This window comes from Anaerofustis sp. LCP19S3_F7 (assembly GCF_052119445.1).
Classification (GTDB): domain Bacteria; phylum Bacillota; class Clostridia; order Eubacteriales; family Anaerofustaceae; genus Anaerofustis; species Anaerofustis butyriciformans.
Map to the genome: position 1 here is coordinate 15,207 of NZ_JBQKFF010000004.1, position 16,187 is coordinate 31,393.

A 16,187-nucleotide genomic window follows, 5' to 3' on the forward strand; every position below is an offset into this window, starting at 1 on the left:
TACAAAAAAGTGATGATAATGTTAAAATTTTATTAAATATTTCCAAAATGGAACATATAGCATTGATAAAAATATTTCTATGCTATATAATGTTAAAGAATATGCTATGTCATATAAATTTGGAGGTAAAAAATGAGCACAAACGACAACATGACTCCTAATAATATGCAAAAAAAAGTAAAAGTGCGTAAGAAAAGAGTCAGAGTTAAAAAACCTAAAGACAACATGAAAAAAAGCAACATTACCAAGAAAAGCATCTTAGGTAAAAATAAAGCTGGCAAAGGAAAATTCAAAAAAGGACCAGGCAAAAAAATAACTTTCAAAAGAGTTCTTGCAGCTATTGTTACTTTAGGTATTGTATGTTTTATAGGTGGGTTCGCTCTAATGCTTGTATGGATGGCTCAAGCACCTGCACTTGATTTAGATAAATTTAATTATGCGAGTGCAACTCATTTATTAGATAAAGATGGAAAATACTATCAGGAACTTCAAGGTTCTGAAAATAGAGAACCTATAAGTATAGAAGAAATACCGGAAATTGTTCAATTAGCTTTTGTATCAATAGAAGACAAACGTTTCTATGAACACGGAGGCGTTGACCTTATAGGTACTGGTAAAGCTATTCTTGGAGTTTTAACATCAGGAAGCACTGATGGTCCGGGTGGAAGTACAATAACACAACAGCTAATTAAATTAACACACTTAACAAGTGAAACATCAATAAAACGTAAAGTTCAAGAATGGAAATTAGCGATAGAAGTTGAAAAAAAATTATCAAAAGAAGAAATTCTTGAAGCATATTTAAATAAAGTAAACATGTCTCAAGCATGGGGTATTCAATCAGGAGCACAATATTTCTTCAAGAAAGATGTTGATGAGCTTTCCATTGCTCAAGCTGCTGTTTTAGCATCAATAATTAACGCCCCTACATATTACAATCCACTTGTATATGAAGATGAAAACGGAGACGGTGAATATACACTTGTAAAAGAAAAAAATTCCGAAGGAAAAACAGTTCTTGCATATGATGAAAACAACCAAGAAAGAGCATTGGAAGTAGTCCAAAAAATGTATGATTTAAATCATATAAGCAAAGAAGAATATGATATAGCAGTGGACGAGTTGAAAAACAACAAGATCGGATTGGTTGAAAATAAAAGTAACACCGTATATTCTTATTTTACAGATGCTGTATATGAACAAGTTGTAAATGATATAGCAGAAAAATACAACTATTCAAAAGAAGATGCATCAACATTTATTCTTAATAATGGATTAACAATAAAAACAACAGTTGACCCTGATGTTCAAAATGCACTTGAAAAAACAGCAAAAGATGATTCTATATTCCCTTCACAATCATATTCGGCTCAACAAGCAAGTAAAGCTATGTCAAAACAAAAGGGTGAAGAAGTTGAATATAATCCAGAAGTAGGTATGACTGTAATTGAAAATAAAACAGGAAATGTAGTAGGTATAGTTGGAGGAAGAGAAAAAACAGCAAGTTTATCTATGAATAGAGCAACTCAAAAATTCCAACCTGGATCTTCAACAAAACCACTTACAACTTATAGTCCAGGAATAGATTCCGGCAAAATAACAGCAGGAACAACATTTAATGATACTACTATTTCTTATGGAGGCTGGTCACCTAAGAACTCCGGCGGAGGAAATCAAGGACTGATGACAGTAAGAAAAGGTCTTACTAACTCTGTCAACACGGTAGCTGTTCAGGCAATGTTACAAACAGGTACTGAAACAATTCTTCCATATGCTGAAAAGCTTGGACTTGATATTGTAAAAGATGAAGATGATGTAAATGACTTAAACCCTGCTGCATTGGCTCTTGGAGGTTACACACATGGTCAAACAACAGTTGCAATGGCAAGTGCTTATACTACCTTTGCAAATGGAGGCGTTAGACAAACTCCTATAATGTATACTGAAATAACCGATAAAAACGGAGAAGTAATTTTAGGTAACAAATCAGAAAAAGTAAAAGTATTTGAAGAAGGTACTGCATTTATTATTACAGACATTCTTAAAGATGTTGTAAAAGGTGGTACAACATATATTTCAATTGACGGCACAGAAGTAGCAGGTAAAACAGGTACAACTGATGAAAATAGACATGCATGGTTCTGTGGTTATACTCCTGAATATTCCGGAGCTGTTTGGTATGGATATGACCAGAACGTCGTCACGGTAGATGGAACAACCTATAACTTGAATATCGGTACTTATGGGGGTTCTACAAACGGACCTGCAGCTTTCTGGAAAGAAGCATTTACTGAAATATACAGTAAGAAAGACATACAAAATAGTAAATTTGCATCCCAACCTGATGATGTATACCAAGCAAAAGTAGACGGAGTATCGGGTAAAAACCCTACTTCCCTATCATATAAAGATCCAAGAGGTTCAAAAGTATATACAGAATATTTCTTAACAGGAAAAGGACCAAGCGGAAGTGATAACATTCATGTTTCAGCAAAAATATGTGAAGCATCAAAGAAAAAAGCAACAGAATATTGTCCTACGGATCAAGTTAAAACATCTGTACTATTAGATTTAAGTAAGATAACTTATCCACCTGGAGTAACAGGTAAAAATGAAATTGGATCACAAGCAAAATACAGTCTAAAAGGTTCTTGTGATGTACATGGAAAATCAACTATACATTCTATAAAATTAACAATAAGCCCAGGATCTATTGAAGCTGGACAAACAGCTACAGCAACGGTTACAGGAACATTAGCAGATGGATCAACTAAGAATATTAGTGCAAGTCTATCTTCAAGTAACAGCTCTGTAGCAAGAGTATCAGGAAGCACAATAACCGGTGTAAGCAGCGGTAGTGCAACAATTACCGCAAAATACACACAAGAAGGAACAACCTTAACTGCAAGTGCTACAATTAGTGTTAGTGGCTCATCAAGCCCTACAGTAACCTCATTCTCGTTAAACCCTTCATCAATATGGATAAATAAAGGCGAAAATTATTATTCACCATCAGCCAAAGTAACTTTATCTGATGGGTCAACAGATTATGGTTCTGTAACAATAATTGATGATGATGACTTTGACAGCGACTCTCCGGGAACATATTCAATGACTTGCTCAGTAAGCTATAACGGAACGAAACTTGGAGAAAAAACATTTACTGTACATGTTAAAGATAATGAAGGAAGAATCAGAAATAATAAAGTAACCCAAGCAAGTTTAAAAAGTTCTAATACGTTCAGTATAAAAAATATGTTTTATAGCTTATTTTAAAAAAAAGCACCTTATAAAAGGTGCTTTTTTATTTTATTAAAAAGTATACAAATTAATATTTTGGAAAAAATAATCTATATAAATAATTTTCCCAAAGGTATACAATGAATAAATTATATAAAAATTTAAAAATTAACAAGGCAATAATAAAAAATCAATTTAATAATGACGACACAATAAGATACAGAGAATTTAAAAACAAAGGAATAGATTATCTTCTTTTATTTATTGACGGAATGTCTAACAGCGAAAGAATAGATGAAGATATAATTAAACCAATTTTAGAAAATAAAAAAATTGGTTTTAAATTTAATATTTTAGATAAATTAAAAACAAAAATATTATTTTCAAATGATGTAAAAGAAAAAAATACATTTGAAGATATTTATTCCGATTTGCTTTACGGAAATACAATTTTACTAATAGAAGGGCAAAATAAAGCTTTAAGTATTGATACAAAAGGTTTTACTTTAAGAGCTATAATGGAGCCCCCTAGTGAGAAAATTGCAAAAGGGCCAAGAGAAGGCTTTGGAGAAAATATCCTTACAAACTTATCATTGCTTAGAAGAAAAATACAAAGCCCAAATTTAAAATTTGAATTTTCAACTATCGGTAATGTTACAAAAACAAAAACCTGCCTTGCATACATCGAAGGAATAGTTGATAAAAAGGTTTTAAAGGAATTAAAAAGAAGAATAAAAAAAATCAATATTGACTCAGTCCTTGATGTGAATTATATTTTGGAATCCGTAAAAGATAACAGATTCTCCCCTTTTAAAACAGCTGGGACTTACGAAAAACCTGATGTAATCGCAAGTAAAATACTGGAGGGAAGAGTAGCTTTATTTGTTGATGGGACACCAATTGTTATGACTGTTCCCTATTTATTTATTGAAAATTTTATGTCGGGCGATGATTATTATCTAAATTATTATTTTGCATCTTTTACAAGAATGATAAGAATAATAAGCTATTTTTTATCTATATGTGTACCGGCATTATATATAGCAATAATAACATTTCATAAAGAAATTTTACCTAGTTCTCTTGCCATAAGCATAATCGGAGCAAGAGAAGGCATACCATGTTCAAGTTTTACGGAATGTATTCTTATGATAATTATATTTGAAATTCTAGGAGAGGCGGGTAATAGAAGCGGCAGTGGAGCAACAACTGCTCTTGGTATTGTAGGTGGTATTGTGGTTGGACAGGCTGCAGTTGAAGCAAGACTTATAGGTGCACCTATGATAATAGTTGTAGCTCTATCTGCTATAAGTGAATTAATGATTCCAAGTGTAAAAGGTTCTACTATAATATTTAGATTTATATTTATAATTCTTTCTTCAATACTTGGTTTATATGGATTTACCATTGCTTTTTTACTTTTAATTGTTCACTTATCGTCAATAAAATCTTTTGGTATGTCTTATATGGCAAACGTTACTTTTCAATCAATGCAGCAATTTAAAGATTCATTTTACAGATCTCCATGGTACAAAATGATAACAAGACCTACCGATATGTCTGAAAAGAAAGATAGGATAAATTAGCATGAAAAATAAAATAATTTCGGTTATATTTTTAATAATTATGCTTCCACTTCTTACATCCTGTTTTGACTATACCGAACTTGAAAGAGAAATACTGATTTTCACGATAGGAGTAGATAAAATTAAAACTGGATACGAAGTAAGCGCAGAAACATTGCAGGCTGAAGATTATGGAGGTCAGCTTTCCATCAAACCTCAGGTTATAACATCAACAGGAGTTTCAATATATGAAGCATTAAGCAAACTTGACGGTAAATTTAACAATAAAGTAAATTTAAGCCACTGTGGACTTATTATTGTGGGTGAAGAATATGCAAGAGAAGACGGAATAAATGATATCTTAAATTTAGTATTTGAAGAAAATAATCTAAGATTTAATACAACATTTACAACAACATATAATTCAACGGCAAAAGAAATTTTAAACTCATCATCAGAAAACGGAACTTTTCACGGATTTGAAATATTAGAGCAATTAAGCAAAAATAAATTATTTAATGATAGTGCAAGAGCATACAAAGTAATAAACGCAATAGAAAATCAAGGTATTGAATTGACATTACCTGTAATAAAAAGAACAAATGAGAATGAAAAAAAGAATTTTTATGCAAATAAAATTGCTGTATTTAAAAGTGATAAATTATTTGGATATATAGAAGACAAAGATGTAAACTACTATTCTTTTTTATTAAATAAAAAAGATTCAATACAATTAGAATTAAATATTGATGACAGCATAGTAAACACAAAAATATCTTTAAATAAAACAAAAGATAAAATCGAAAATAATAAACTAAATATAAAAATGGACATAAATGCATATATAGAAAGCAATGACAATAATATTTCACAAAAACAAATAGAAAAAAAATTGGAAAAACAAATTACAAAAGAAATTTATTCTTTTATAAATATTACACAAAAAAAATTTAAAGTTGATATTTTCGGTTATGGATTTAATTTAAACAATAAAAAAATAAAAAATAATCATAGTGACTGGAATGATTATTTTATTAATCTATCACCAAATGTAAAAATAAATGTTCAAATAAAAGAAATGACGGAGGATTAGATGGATAGACTCTCAACAAAAGAAATTATTTCAATGATGATATTATTTACCTTAGGAACATCTGTACTTACGGGATATTATTTTTATACAGCAAAAAGCCCAGTTTATATTTTAATATCTTTTATCTCATCTATTATTCCGATTATAATAAGCTTAATTTTCTTACTAAAGTATAAACAAAATTTATTTGATATAATATTTTCAAGTTTTAATAAAATTTTTGCAATTTTTATTACTCTTTGTTTTATTGTATATTCTTTAGTACTTGAAGCAATACATTTAAAATATTTTGTATTATTTACTAAAGGCAATATTCTTACAAAAACACCAATCATCGTAACTACAATAATATTTTTATTATTAATATTTCTTACTTTAAAAAACGGAATATTGACACTTGGTAAAATATCAACATTTTTGATTCCAGTAAATCTTCTAATAGTATTTTTTTGTCTTTTATTTCCTATTAAAATGTTTGATATAAACAATATAAATGAAATATTAAATTTCAGCACTTATAATGACATGAACAAAGATATTTTTTTAACTCCTTACTTCCTTACAGCGATATAATTTTATTTTCTTTTATAATAAATAGACTTAACAAATTTGAAAATACAAAAAAAACATATATTATAGGTATAACAATAAGTTATGTAATTATATTATTAACATATTTTACAAACGTACTATTACTGGGGTTTCCATTAATTTTAAAAGTTCCTTTCCCTAATTTCATTACCATGGGAGTTTCAAGCATTGGAACCTATATTACAAGAATGGAAATAGTAGTTGGATTTAATTTTTTTATAACAACTCTTATTAAAATCTCAATATATACATTTGTAGCTCTACTTGGAATAAAAAAAATATTTAATTTAAAAAGTATAAAAAATATAAGACTATTTTATTCTATGTTAGTATTTTTTATCATTACATTACTGCCTCAAACAACAAACAAAGTTATTGTTGTTTTTAGCAATTTTAAATACTTTTTTATCTTTATTTCATTTGTACTGCCTATACTAATTTTAATAAAACGAGCAACAAAAAAAGCCTTATAGAAAGGCTTTTACATATTATCCGTAAATAACATAAGAGCTGAAAGCGCAGCAATAGGAGCTGTTTCACATCTTAAAATTCTTTTTCCAAGTCCCATTAAAATAATATCATTTTTAGATGCATAATCAGCTTCAGAAGCATCAAAACCTCCTTCACTTCCCACAATAAAAGATATTGATTTTATATCTTTATAATCAAATTCCTTTAGATTCTTTCCTCCATTTTCATAAAACATTATTGCCATATCACTTTTTTTCATTTGTGCTACTGCTTCTTTAAAAGAAACCATTTCTTTAACTAATGGAACTATTCCTCTGCCACTTTGTTTTGAAGCAGATAAAGAAATTTTGTTATATCTTTCAATTTTCTTTTTCATTGATTTTTTATCAGGTCTAGAAATACATCTATTTGTCATTACAGGAACTATTTCACTAACTCCAAGTTCAACAGCTTTTTGAACAATCGTTTCAAATTTATCTGATTTTGGCATTGCTTGATACAATGTTATTTTTACACTTGGTTCCGTATCATTTTCTTTTTTAGATATTATTTTTGCAACAACATTTTCTCCTTCATAATTTAATATACATTCATAATCATACCCATTCTTATCGCAAATGGTTATACTATCCCCTTCAATCATTCTAAGGGATTTTTTTATATGTTTGCTGTCTTCTTTATCTAAATAAAAAGTATCGTTTTCTTTATCAATACAAAAAAATCTTGGCATATTTTTCTCCTTTATAAAAATTATTAATATTATACTACAAACTTAAATTAAATAAAAGCTAAGAAAAATCCATTCCATTATCTCCCTTATAAATTTTTATTGTATTGGAATAACTTTCTTATCTAAGGTAAAAATTTTAATATACAAATTTTCATACAAAGGAGAAGCCAAGTGATAAGAAAAGTTGAAATATGCGGTATAAATACATCATCATTACCCAATTTATCAAATAAAGAAATTGAAGATATGTTACTTAGAATAAAGAATGGTGAAGAAAATTTAAAAAACGAATTTATAAGATGCAACTTAAGGCTTGTTTTAAGTGTTGTTCAGCGTTTTTCAAACCGTAATGAAAATATGGATGATTTATTTCAAGTAGGATGTATAGGCCTTATTAAAGCCATAAATAATTTTGATACAAAATTCAATGTAAAGTTCAGTACCTATGCCGTACCTATGATTATCGGGGAGGTTAGAAGATACCTTAGAGATAACGGAAGTATCAGAGTAAGCCGTTCATTAAAAGACACTGCATATAAAGCTCTTAAATTTAAAGAGTTAAATAAAGATAAAAATATATCAAACAAAGAAATTGCAAAAAGTCTTGGAATAAAGGAAAAAGATCTAAACTTTGCTCTTGATTCGATAGTAGAACCTTGCTCTTTATATGATAAAATGTATAACGATAACGGGGATAGTATATACCTTCTTGACCAAGTAGGAGACAAAAAAAATATAGAAGAAAATTGGACAGAAAATTTATCTTTAAAAGAAGCCGTTGACAAATTAAAAGGAAGAGAAAAAGAAATAATATTAAAAAGATACTATATGGGTAAAACTCAAATAGAAGTTGCCAATGAAATCAGAATAAGTCAAGCACAAGTTTCCAGACTTGAAAAAAATGGTCTTAATAAAATAAAAAATGAAATATCTTTTAATTAGAATAATTATAAAAATTTATTATATTTAAATATATTTATAGAAGTTAATAAAAAGTTTATAATTAAAATCTAACAAGTTAGTTGAAGCTAACTTGTTTTTATGTTATTCTAAATAAAAAAGGAGTTTTATTTTGAACGATATTGAAAAATTATCAAGAACGCATTTTAATAAGCAAGCAAAAGATTATGATAAAAAAAACACAATATATTATTCAAAAGAAGGAAAAATAAGCTGCAATAGTGTATTGGCATATTTAAATAATTTAAAATACGATAATATATTAGATGTAGGATGTGGAACAGGTTTTTTATTTGAAAATTTAAAAACAGGACAAAATTATTTTGGCATAGATATTTCTGAAAATATGATTAAAGTAGCAAAAAGTAAAAATATTCCAAATACATTTTTTACTGTTGGAAAATCAAATAAACTAGATTTTAAAAACGAATTTTTCCATATAGTAACATGTATACAAAGTTTCCATCACTACCCATATCAAGAAGAAGCAATGAAAGAAGCTTACAGAGTTTTAAAAAAAGGAGGACTATATATTTTATCTGATACCGGAGTAGGAGGAATTCCTGCGTTTATTGATAATCACTTTATTTTTCCTTTCCTAAAAAGTGGAGATTATAAAACAACAAACAAAAAAGGAATTGAAAAAATGATGATAAAATGCGGATTTACAATTATAGAGAGTAAAAAAGAAAAAGGATTTATTTATACGGTTATTGCAAAAAAATAATATGATTAAAATATCATATTATTTTTTATCGTCAATTTTTAAAATTTCATCCAAAGCTTTTATTGTTCCTATTTTTGAATGTTCATATGTAAGTCCGCCTTGCTGATAAACAATATAAGGCTCCTTCATTGGCGCATCAGCACTAAGCTCAATTGATGAACCTTCAATGAAGTTTCCTGCTGCCATAATAACCTGATCATCATATCCAGGCATATCCCAAGGCTCAGGAGTAACATAAGAATCTACAGGAGCAGCACTTTGTATACCTCTGCAGTATGCACAAACTTTTTCACTGCTTCCAAGAACAACAGCTTGTATTATATCACTTCTTTCATCGTCTACACCAGGGAATACTCTATACCCTATGCTTTCAAAAACTTTCGCAGCAAGTATTGCTCCTTTTATTGCTCCGCTTGTAACTTTACTAGCAATAAAAAGTCCTTGTAAATATGAACGAATTACTCCAAGATTTGCACCTACTTCAAGAGCTATTCCCGGAGATGTAAGTCTAGCAGCAACTTTCTTTATATTTTTTTCACTTCCTACAATATATCCTCCAACAGATACAAGTCCACCACCGGGATTTTTTATAAGTGAACCGGCAATCATATCTGCCCCTACATTTAAAGGTTCTTGTTTTTCTAAAAATTCACCATAGCAGTTATCCACAAGAATAATAACATCCTTTTTTATTCCCTTAACAAATTCACAAGCTTCTTTAATTTTTCTAATTGAAAGAGCTTTTGTGTCTTTATATCCGCTAGAACGTTGTATAAATACTGCTTTTACCTTATCATTTAATTTTTCTTTTATTTTTTCATAATCAATTGAACCATCTTCTAAAAGCTCAACTTTATCATAATCAACGTTATAATCCTTTAGAGAGCCTAAATCTTCTCCATTATCATTTATACCAATTGTAGACCTTATTGTATCATAAGGGTCTCCTGTAATGCTTAAAAGAGTATCTCCTGGTCTTAAAACACCATAAAGCATAAGACTTATTGCATGTGTCCCGCTTACTATTTGAGGTCTTACCAATGCAGCTCCCCCACCAAAAACTTCGGCATATATTTTTTCGGTTATTTCTCTTCCTTCATCATCATAACCATATCCTGTACTTTCATTAAAGTGACGAAGAGCTAACCTATATTTTTGCATTGCTGATAAAACCTTAAATTGATTATATTCACATATTTCATCAATTTCTTTAAACTTATATTCAACCTGCTTTTCTGCGTCTTTAACTATTTTTATTGCTTTCTCACTTGCAAACTCACTCATTTATACAACCCCTCATAAATTCTATTATTTCTTTATTATTTTTATATTCTTGTTTATCTATCCATATTATATCTTCATTTCTTCTAAACCATGTAAGCTGTCTTTTTGCAAAATGTCTTGTATCTCTTTTTATAATATAAATAGCTTTTTCAAGAGATATTTCATTTTTTAAATAACTTACAATCTCTTTGTATCCTAAAGCCCTCATGGAAGTTAAATTTTCATCATATCCCATATCAAGTAAAGATTTAACTTCTTTAATGAGTCCCTCTTCAACCATTTTATCTACTCTAAGGTCAATCCCATCATACAATTTTTGTCTATCATCATTTAAACAAAAATAATGTGTATTATCAAACCTGTATTTTTTCTTTTTTACATTTAATTCAGATTTTTTCTTACCTGTATTTTTATATATTTCAAGAGCTCTTATAACACGTTTTAAATTATTTGGATGAATTTCTTTTGCACTTTCTTCATCAACTTCTAAAAGCATATTATAAATATATTCTTTTCCATTTTCTTTTGCAAGGTTTTCAAGATAGTTTCTATATTCATCGTCAGAATCTTCTTTTTTAAATTCATAAGAATCGTAAATAAGCGCATCAACATAAAGACCGCTTCCCCCGACAATAATTACATCTTTGCCTTTATTTAAGATTTCATTTATATATTCTATCCCCTTTTCAACAAATACAGATACATTAAACTTTTCATCAGGATAAAACTCATCTACAAGATAATGTCTTATACCCTGCATTTCTTCTTTTGTAACTTTTGCCGAACCTATATCCATATATTTATACACCTGCACTGAATCCGCAGAAATAATCTCCGCATCTATATTCTTCGCTAAATCTATAGATAACCCACTTTTTCCAGAAGCCGTAGGTCCTGCGATAACAATAATTTTGTTCATATCTAAATCCTTTGAAACATTTTTTCAAAATATTTTTTCTTTATTTTAGAAATTGTTGGTCTTGAGTGTGGGCAAGAAAAAGGATTATCACTTTTCTTTAAATCATTTAAAAGTTTTCTTGCTTCACTTTCAGATATATCATCATGCCCTCTAACGGCATGGTGACAAGCTGATTTAATTAATCTTTCATTTCTGTTTATATCATTTGATAAAACCGATGTGTTTTTAAGTGTAGATAGAATATTTAATATTATTTCTTTTGTATCTTCAATAGATAACATTTCCGGAATTTCTCTTATTATCACATTACTGCCGGAAAAATCTTCTATTTCATATCCTAATTTTCTCAAACTTTCCAAATTATTAATACAAACATCTTTTAATGTAACTCCAAGTTCTAATACAAAAGGAGCAGCTAAAATTTGAGTTCTTACATCCTCATTTTGATATTCCCTTAAATATTTATCATATAATACTCTTTCGTGACTTGCATGGGTATCCATTACAAATATAGTATCTCCACTTTCAAACATAGCATAAGCTTTAAAAGCCGTACCGATAAATTTCATATTTGAAATTTTATCAAAAATACTTTTATCAACAATATTTTCTTTATCAGAAATATTTGTATCTTTACTTATAACTTCTTTCGTCTTATTTTCTTCAAATAAAGGTTTTTCTTCAAAGTCAACGAAAGAAGGATATTTACTTTGTTCGTAAAACTCAGTAATATCTATGGTATTTTTTATCTCACCTTTTAAATTATTATCTTCTTTCTCTTGTTCATTATCCTTTATGCTGTAAAGTTTATTTTCTACTTCTTTTTCATCTACTACATATTCTTCTGCAGTTTCAAAAGCAATTTGAGCATCAAGAGGATTTTCTTTTTTCTCTTTTCTTATTTTTGAATTCTCATTTAAATTTATAGATTCTCTAACTGCTTTTCTTATTCCCTCACAAATAAGCATTGTAATAAGACTTTCATTTCTAAAAGAAATTGTAGTCTTTGAAGGATGCACATTTACATCAGTGAAATTATAAGGAAGATTAATATATAAAACATATGATATTCTTTTTGTAAAAAGCCCAAACTGTTCTCTGTAAATATTATTTATTGCTTTAGATAAAGAATCATTTTTTACATATCTGCCGTTTATTATAAAAATACTTTCTTCATTTTGTCTATCTAAATAATTAGGCGATAATGTAACTCCTTTTACAATTAAAGGCTCGTCCTCATAGTCTACATCTATCATTTTTGTTATAAAATCATAACCTAAAATTGTTGTAATAACATTTTTTATATCATTATCTCCTGTTGTAACAAAAACTTCCCTTCCGTCACTATACACGCTAAAAGCAATATTAGGATTTGCTATTGCAAGCTTTGAAATTATATCCAAAGAAGATGTCTTTTCTCCCTTAGCACTTTTCATATGTTTTTTTCTTGCGGGAGTATTATAAAATAAATCATCAACTTCTATTCTAGTTCCCGTATTAAGGGCAATGCTTGATACATTTTGAACTTTTCCGTTTATTATCATAGCCCTTGTCCCAATTTTTTCATCTTTAAATTTAGTTTTAATTTTAGCTTTGCTTACAACGGAAATACTAAACAAAGCCTCTCCCCTAAATCCTAACGTATCAATACTTGAAAGTTTGTCTATATTATCAATTTTAGATGTTGCATTTTTACTAAAAGCCAAACTTAATTCATCAGCTTTTATTCCACATCCATTGTCACTTACAAGAATTTTTGTCTTTCCACCGTTTTCTATTTCTATTTTTATATGAGTTGAACCTGCATCTATTGAATTTTCTACAAGTTCCTTTATAACCGAAGCAGGAGAAACAACAACTTCTCCTGCCGATATTTTATTTACAAGCTCATTCGATAATTGTTTTATAATTTGTGCCACGACTAAATTTCCTCTTTTTCTAAAGATTGTTTAAGTTCGTAAATAAAATTCATAACTTCAATTGGGCTCATACTCTCAATAGGTAAAGTCTTAATTTTATTTACTATTTTTTTATTTAATTCATAGCCTTCCATTAATTTATCATTATTCACATCAGCTCCAAGAACAAGCTGAGTAAACTTTTCACTTCCATTATTTAAACTCTTATTTACATTATCTATTTTTGTTTTATAGGATTCTTCATTTTCTTCTAAAACATCAAGTATCTGTATACTTCTTTTTATTACTTCATCAGGAAGTCCTGCAAGTTTTGCTACCTCAATACCATAACTTTTATCAATTCCGCCTCTTTCTATCTTTCTTAAGAAAATAATTTCATCACCATTACTTTCAAGCCTGATAGAATAATTTTTCACACCGCTTTTTTCACTTTCAAGTTCCGTTAATTCATGGTAGTGAGTTGCAAATAGTGTCTTTGCTCCTATTTTTGATTTGTCAAGCAAATATTCTATTACAGCATGAGCAATACTTAGTCCATCAAATGTAGAGGTACCTCTTCCAACTTCATCAAGAATTACAAGTGATTTTTTTGTAGCATATTTTAAAATATTAGATACTTCACTCATTTCAACCATAAATGTACTTTGTCCATTTGCAAGATCGTCACTTGCTCCTACTCTGGTAAACACTCTGTCAACTATACTTATGCTTGCGAACGATGCAGGTACAAAAGAACCCATTTGCGCCATAATAGATAAAAGTGCAACTTGTCTTATATATGTAGATTTCCCAGCCATATTTGCACCTGTTATAATAAGCATTCTATTCTCTTCATTATCAAGCAATGTATCGTTATGAATGAAATTATCTATTCCTGTTATTTTTTCTACAACAGGATGTCTTCCTTCTTTTATTATTATACTTCCGTCTGTTGTTATTGTTGGTTTTATGTATCTATTTTTCTTTGCAACAACACTTAATGATAAAATAACATCAATAACGGCAATCATTTTTGCAGATTTTTGTATTCTCTTTATGTTTTCAAGAACCCTATTTTTTATATCAACATAGACAGCATACTCTTTTTCTTTTAACTTTTCTTCAACACTAAGTAATTTTACTTCTATTTCTTTTAATTCTTCCGTAAAATATCTTTCAGAATTTGCCAAAGTCTGTTTACGTATAAAATAGTCAGGAACTAAATCTTTATAAGAAGAAGTAACTTCTAAGAAATAACCAAAAACCTTATTATATTTTATTTTAAGATTTTTTATACCTGTTTTTTCTTTTTCTTCTTTTTCAATGTTTGCAAGAATTCCTGCAGAATTTTCTTTTAAATTCTTAAGTTCGTCAATTTCTTCATTATATCCAAGTTTTACCAAACCACCATTTTTAAGGCTTATTTGGCAATCATCATCAATGGAATTATTTATTAAATCATAAATATCTCCAAGCTCATCTAAGTTATTATATATCTCTTTTACAAGTGTTGATTTTTCCATAAACTTTGAAAGAAGAATTCTTATTCTTGGTATTACACCTATTGATTCTTTCAAAGCTATCAAATCTCTTGCATTGGCAATATCAAGAGAAAGTCTTGATATTATTCTTTCTATGTCTTTAACATATTTTAAATTTGAGCTAATATCCTCAAGAATCATTACATCATCATAAAAAAGTTTTATTGCATCTTGTCTATTTATAATTCTATCCTTATCAAGAAGAGGTTCCAAAACCCACTTCTTCATTTCTCTTCCGCCCATAGGAGTAATAGTTTCATCAAGAACGTCAAGAAGTGTATCTTTTTTATTATTTGTTCTTAAATTTTCTACTATTTCAAGATTTCTTTTTGTATTGTAATCAAGATGCATATATCCTTTATCTTCGTTTATTTTTATTTCATTTATATGCATTAATGATCTTTTTTGGGTTTCATCCAAATATTTTAAAAGAGCCCCTGCACTTCTTACTATTATTTCATTATTATCAAGACCTATTGAAGAAAGAGAATAAACATTAAACTGAGTTAGTATAAGCTCTTTTCCTTTATCAAAGAAGAAATAATTTAATGGATGAGGTTCAAGTTGAACTTTTGTTACACTTGAAATTTTCTTCTTTAAAGATAAATCTTCAAATAAAATAGTATTTACTATTATCTGAGCAGGATTTATTCTTGAAAGTAAAGATAATAACTCATTTTCTCTATTTTCACCACTTAAATTAAGAACATTAAATTCTCCCGTTGTTATATCACAGTATGTAACACCAAATTCAAGCTTGTTATAATATATACACATAATATAATTATTTTCACTTGCCTTTAGCATTTTTCCTTCTGTAATTGTTCCCGGTGAAATAATCCTTTGAATCTCCCTTTTTACAAGTCCTTTTGCAGTTTTAGGGTCTTCTACTTGTTCGCATATAGCTACTTTATAACCTTTTTCAACCAATTTAGCAATATATGTATCTGCACTATGATAAGGAACTCCGCACATTGGAGCTTTTTCCTCCAACCCACAGTCTCTGCCTGTCAAAACAAGATCAAGTTCTTTGCTTGCAGTCTTTGCATCATCAAAAAACATTTCATAAAAATCACCGAGTCTATAAAAAAGTATAGTATCCGGCACTGTTTCATGTGTTTGCAAATACTGTCTCATCATTGGTGTCAATGAAGCCATAAAATTTTTC

Annotated in this window: 12 protein-coding genes; 7 read left to right on the plus strand and 5 right to left on the minus strand. The window is 28.7% G+C overall.

Translation table 11 applies throughout. The annotated features are described in order from the left end of the window. Positions 1-132: 132 nt before the first annotated feature. The 5 genes from ACTQYZ_RS05605 (at position 133) to ACTQYZ_RS05625 (ending at position 6,962) form a co-directional block, all read left to right on the plus strand. Positions 133-3,276 carry a transglycosylase domain-containing protein gene (locus ACTQYZ_RS05605; protein ID WP_441416182.1) on the plus strand — a complete coding sequence of 1,048 codons (3,144 nt, stop codon included), beginning with the start codon at positions 133-135 and terminating at the stop codon, positions 3,274-3,276. Positions 3,277-3,380: 104 nt separating this feature from the next. After that, positions 3,381-4,826 carry a spore germination protein gene (locus ACTQYZ_RS05610; RefSeq protein WP_441416183.1) on the plus strand — a complete coding sequence of 482 codons (1,446 nt, stop codon included), beginning with the start codon at positions 3,381-3,383 and terminating at the stop codon, positions 4,824-4,826. A gap of 1 nt (position 4,827) precedes the next feature. Further along, positions 4,828-5,898: a Ger(x)C family spore germination protein gene (locus ACTQYZ_RS05615; protein ID WP_441416184.1), complete on the plus strand. Its 1,071-nt coding sequence runs from the start codon at positions 4,828-4,830 to the stop codon at positions 5,896-5,898. Then, positions 5,899-6,471, plus strand: a complete 573-nt coding sequence (locus ACTQYZ_RS05620; RefSeq protein ID WP_441416185.1) for a GerAB/ArcD/ProY family transporter — start codon at positions 5,899-5,901, stop codon at positions 6,469-6,471. A 17-nt stretch (positions 6,472-6,488) separates the two neighbouring features. Beyond that, positions 6,489-6,962, plus strand: coding sequence for a GerAB/ArcD/ProY family transporter (locus tag ACTQYZ_RS05625; RefSeq protein ID WP_441416223.1), 474 nt, complete (start codon positions 6,489-6,491; stop codon positions 6,960-6,962). Between the two features lie 8 nt (positions 6,963-6,970). Here ACTQYZ_RS05625 and ACTQYZ_RS05630 read toward each other — a convergent pair whose 3' ends face one another. Beyond that, on the minus strand, positions 6,971-7,690 hold the full coding sequence (locus tag ACTQYZ_RS05630; RefSeq protein WP_441021864.1) for a 16S rRNA (uracil(1498)-N(3))-methyltransferase: 720 nt from the start codon (positions 7,688-7,690) through the stop codon (positions 6,971-6,973). A 171-nt stretch (positions 7,691-7,861) separates the two neighbouring features. On the opposite strand from ACTQYZ_RS05630, the gene sigG reads away from it, so the two are divergent. Together sigG and ACTQYZ_RS05640 are read left to right on the plus strand one after the other, a co-directional pair. Continuing rightward, positions 7,862-8,632, plus strand: coding sequence for an RNA polymerase sporulation sigma factor SigG (sigG, locus tag ACTQYZ_RS05635; protein WP_441416186.1), 771 nt, complete (start codon positions 7,862-7,864; stop codon positions 8,630-8,632). Between the two features lie 130 nt (positions 8,633-8,762). After that, positions 8,763-9,377 (plus strand): class I SAM-dependent methyltransferase, encoded by a 615-nt coding sequence (locus ACTQYZ_RS05640; protein WP_441416187.1) that lies wholly within the window; start codon positions 8,763-8,765, stop codon positions 9,375-9,377. An 18-nt stretch (positions 9,378-9,395) separates the two neighbouring features. Here ACTQYZ_RS05640 and ACTQYZ_RS05645 read toward each other — a convergent pair whose 3' ends face one another. Genes ACTQYZ_RS05645 through mutS form a run of 4 tightly spaced genes read right to left on the minus strand, consistent with a single transcriptional unit; the run spans position 9,396 to position 16,177 of the window. Beyond that, entirely contained in the window at positions 9,396-10,661 is a 1,266-nt protein-coding gene (locus ACTQYZ_RS05645; RefSeq protein WP_441021870.1) for an aminotransferase class I/II-fold pyridoxal phosphate-dependent enzyme, read from the minus strand. Beyond that, the gene (gene miaA / locus ACTQYZ_RS05650) at positions 10,654-11,580 is read right to left on the minus strand and encodes a tRNA (adenosine(37)-N6)-dimethylallyltransferase MiaA (protein WP_441416188.1); all 927 of its coding nucleotides are present in this window, start codon (positions 11,578-11,580) and stop codon (positions 10,654-10,656) included. The genes ACTQYZ_RS05645 and miaA overlap by 8 nt, the downstream gene beginning before the upstream one ends. A gap of 2 nt (positions 11,581-11,582) precedes the next feature. Next, a complete protein-coding gene (gene mutL, locus ACTQYZ_RS05655) occupies positions 11,583-13,499 on the minus strand; it encodes a DNA mismatch repair endonuclease MutL (RefSeq protein ID WP_441021874.1) in 1,917 nt (638 codons plus the stop codon). Between the two features lie 2 nt (positions 13,500-13,501). Then, complete coding sequence (gene mutS / locus ACTQYZ_RS05660; RefSeq protein ID WP_441416189.1) at positions 13,502-16,177, minus strand: DNA mismatch repair protein MutS; 2,676 nt, start codon at positions 16,175-16,177, stop codon at positions 13,502-13,504. Positions 16,178-16,187 lie beyond the last annotated feature (10 nt).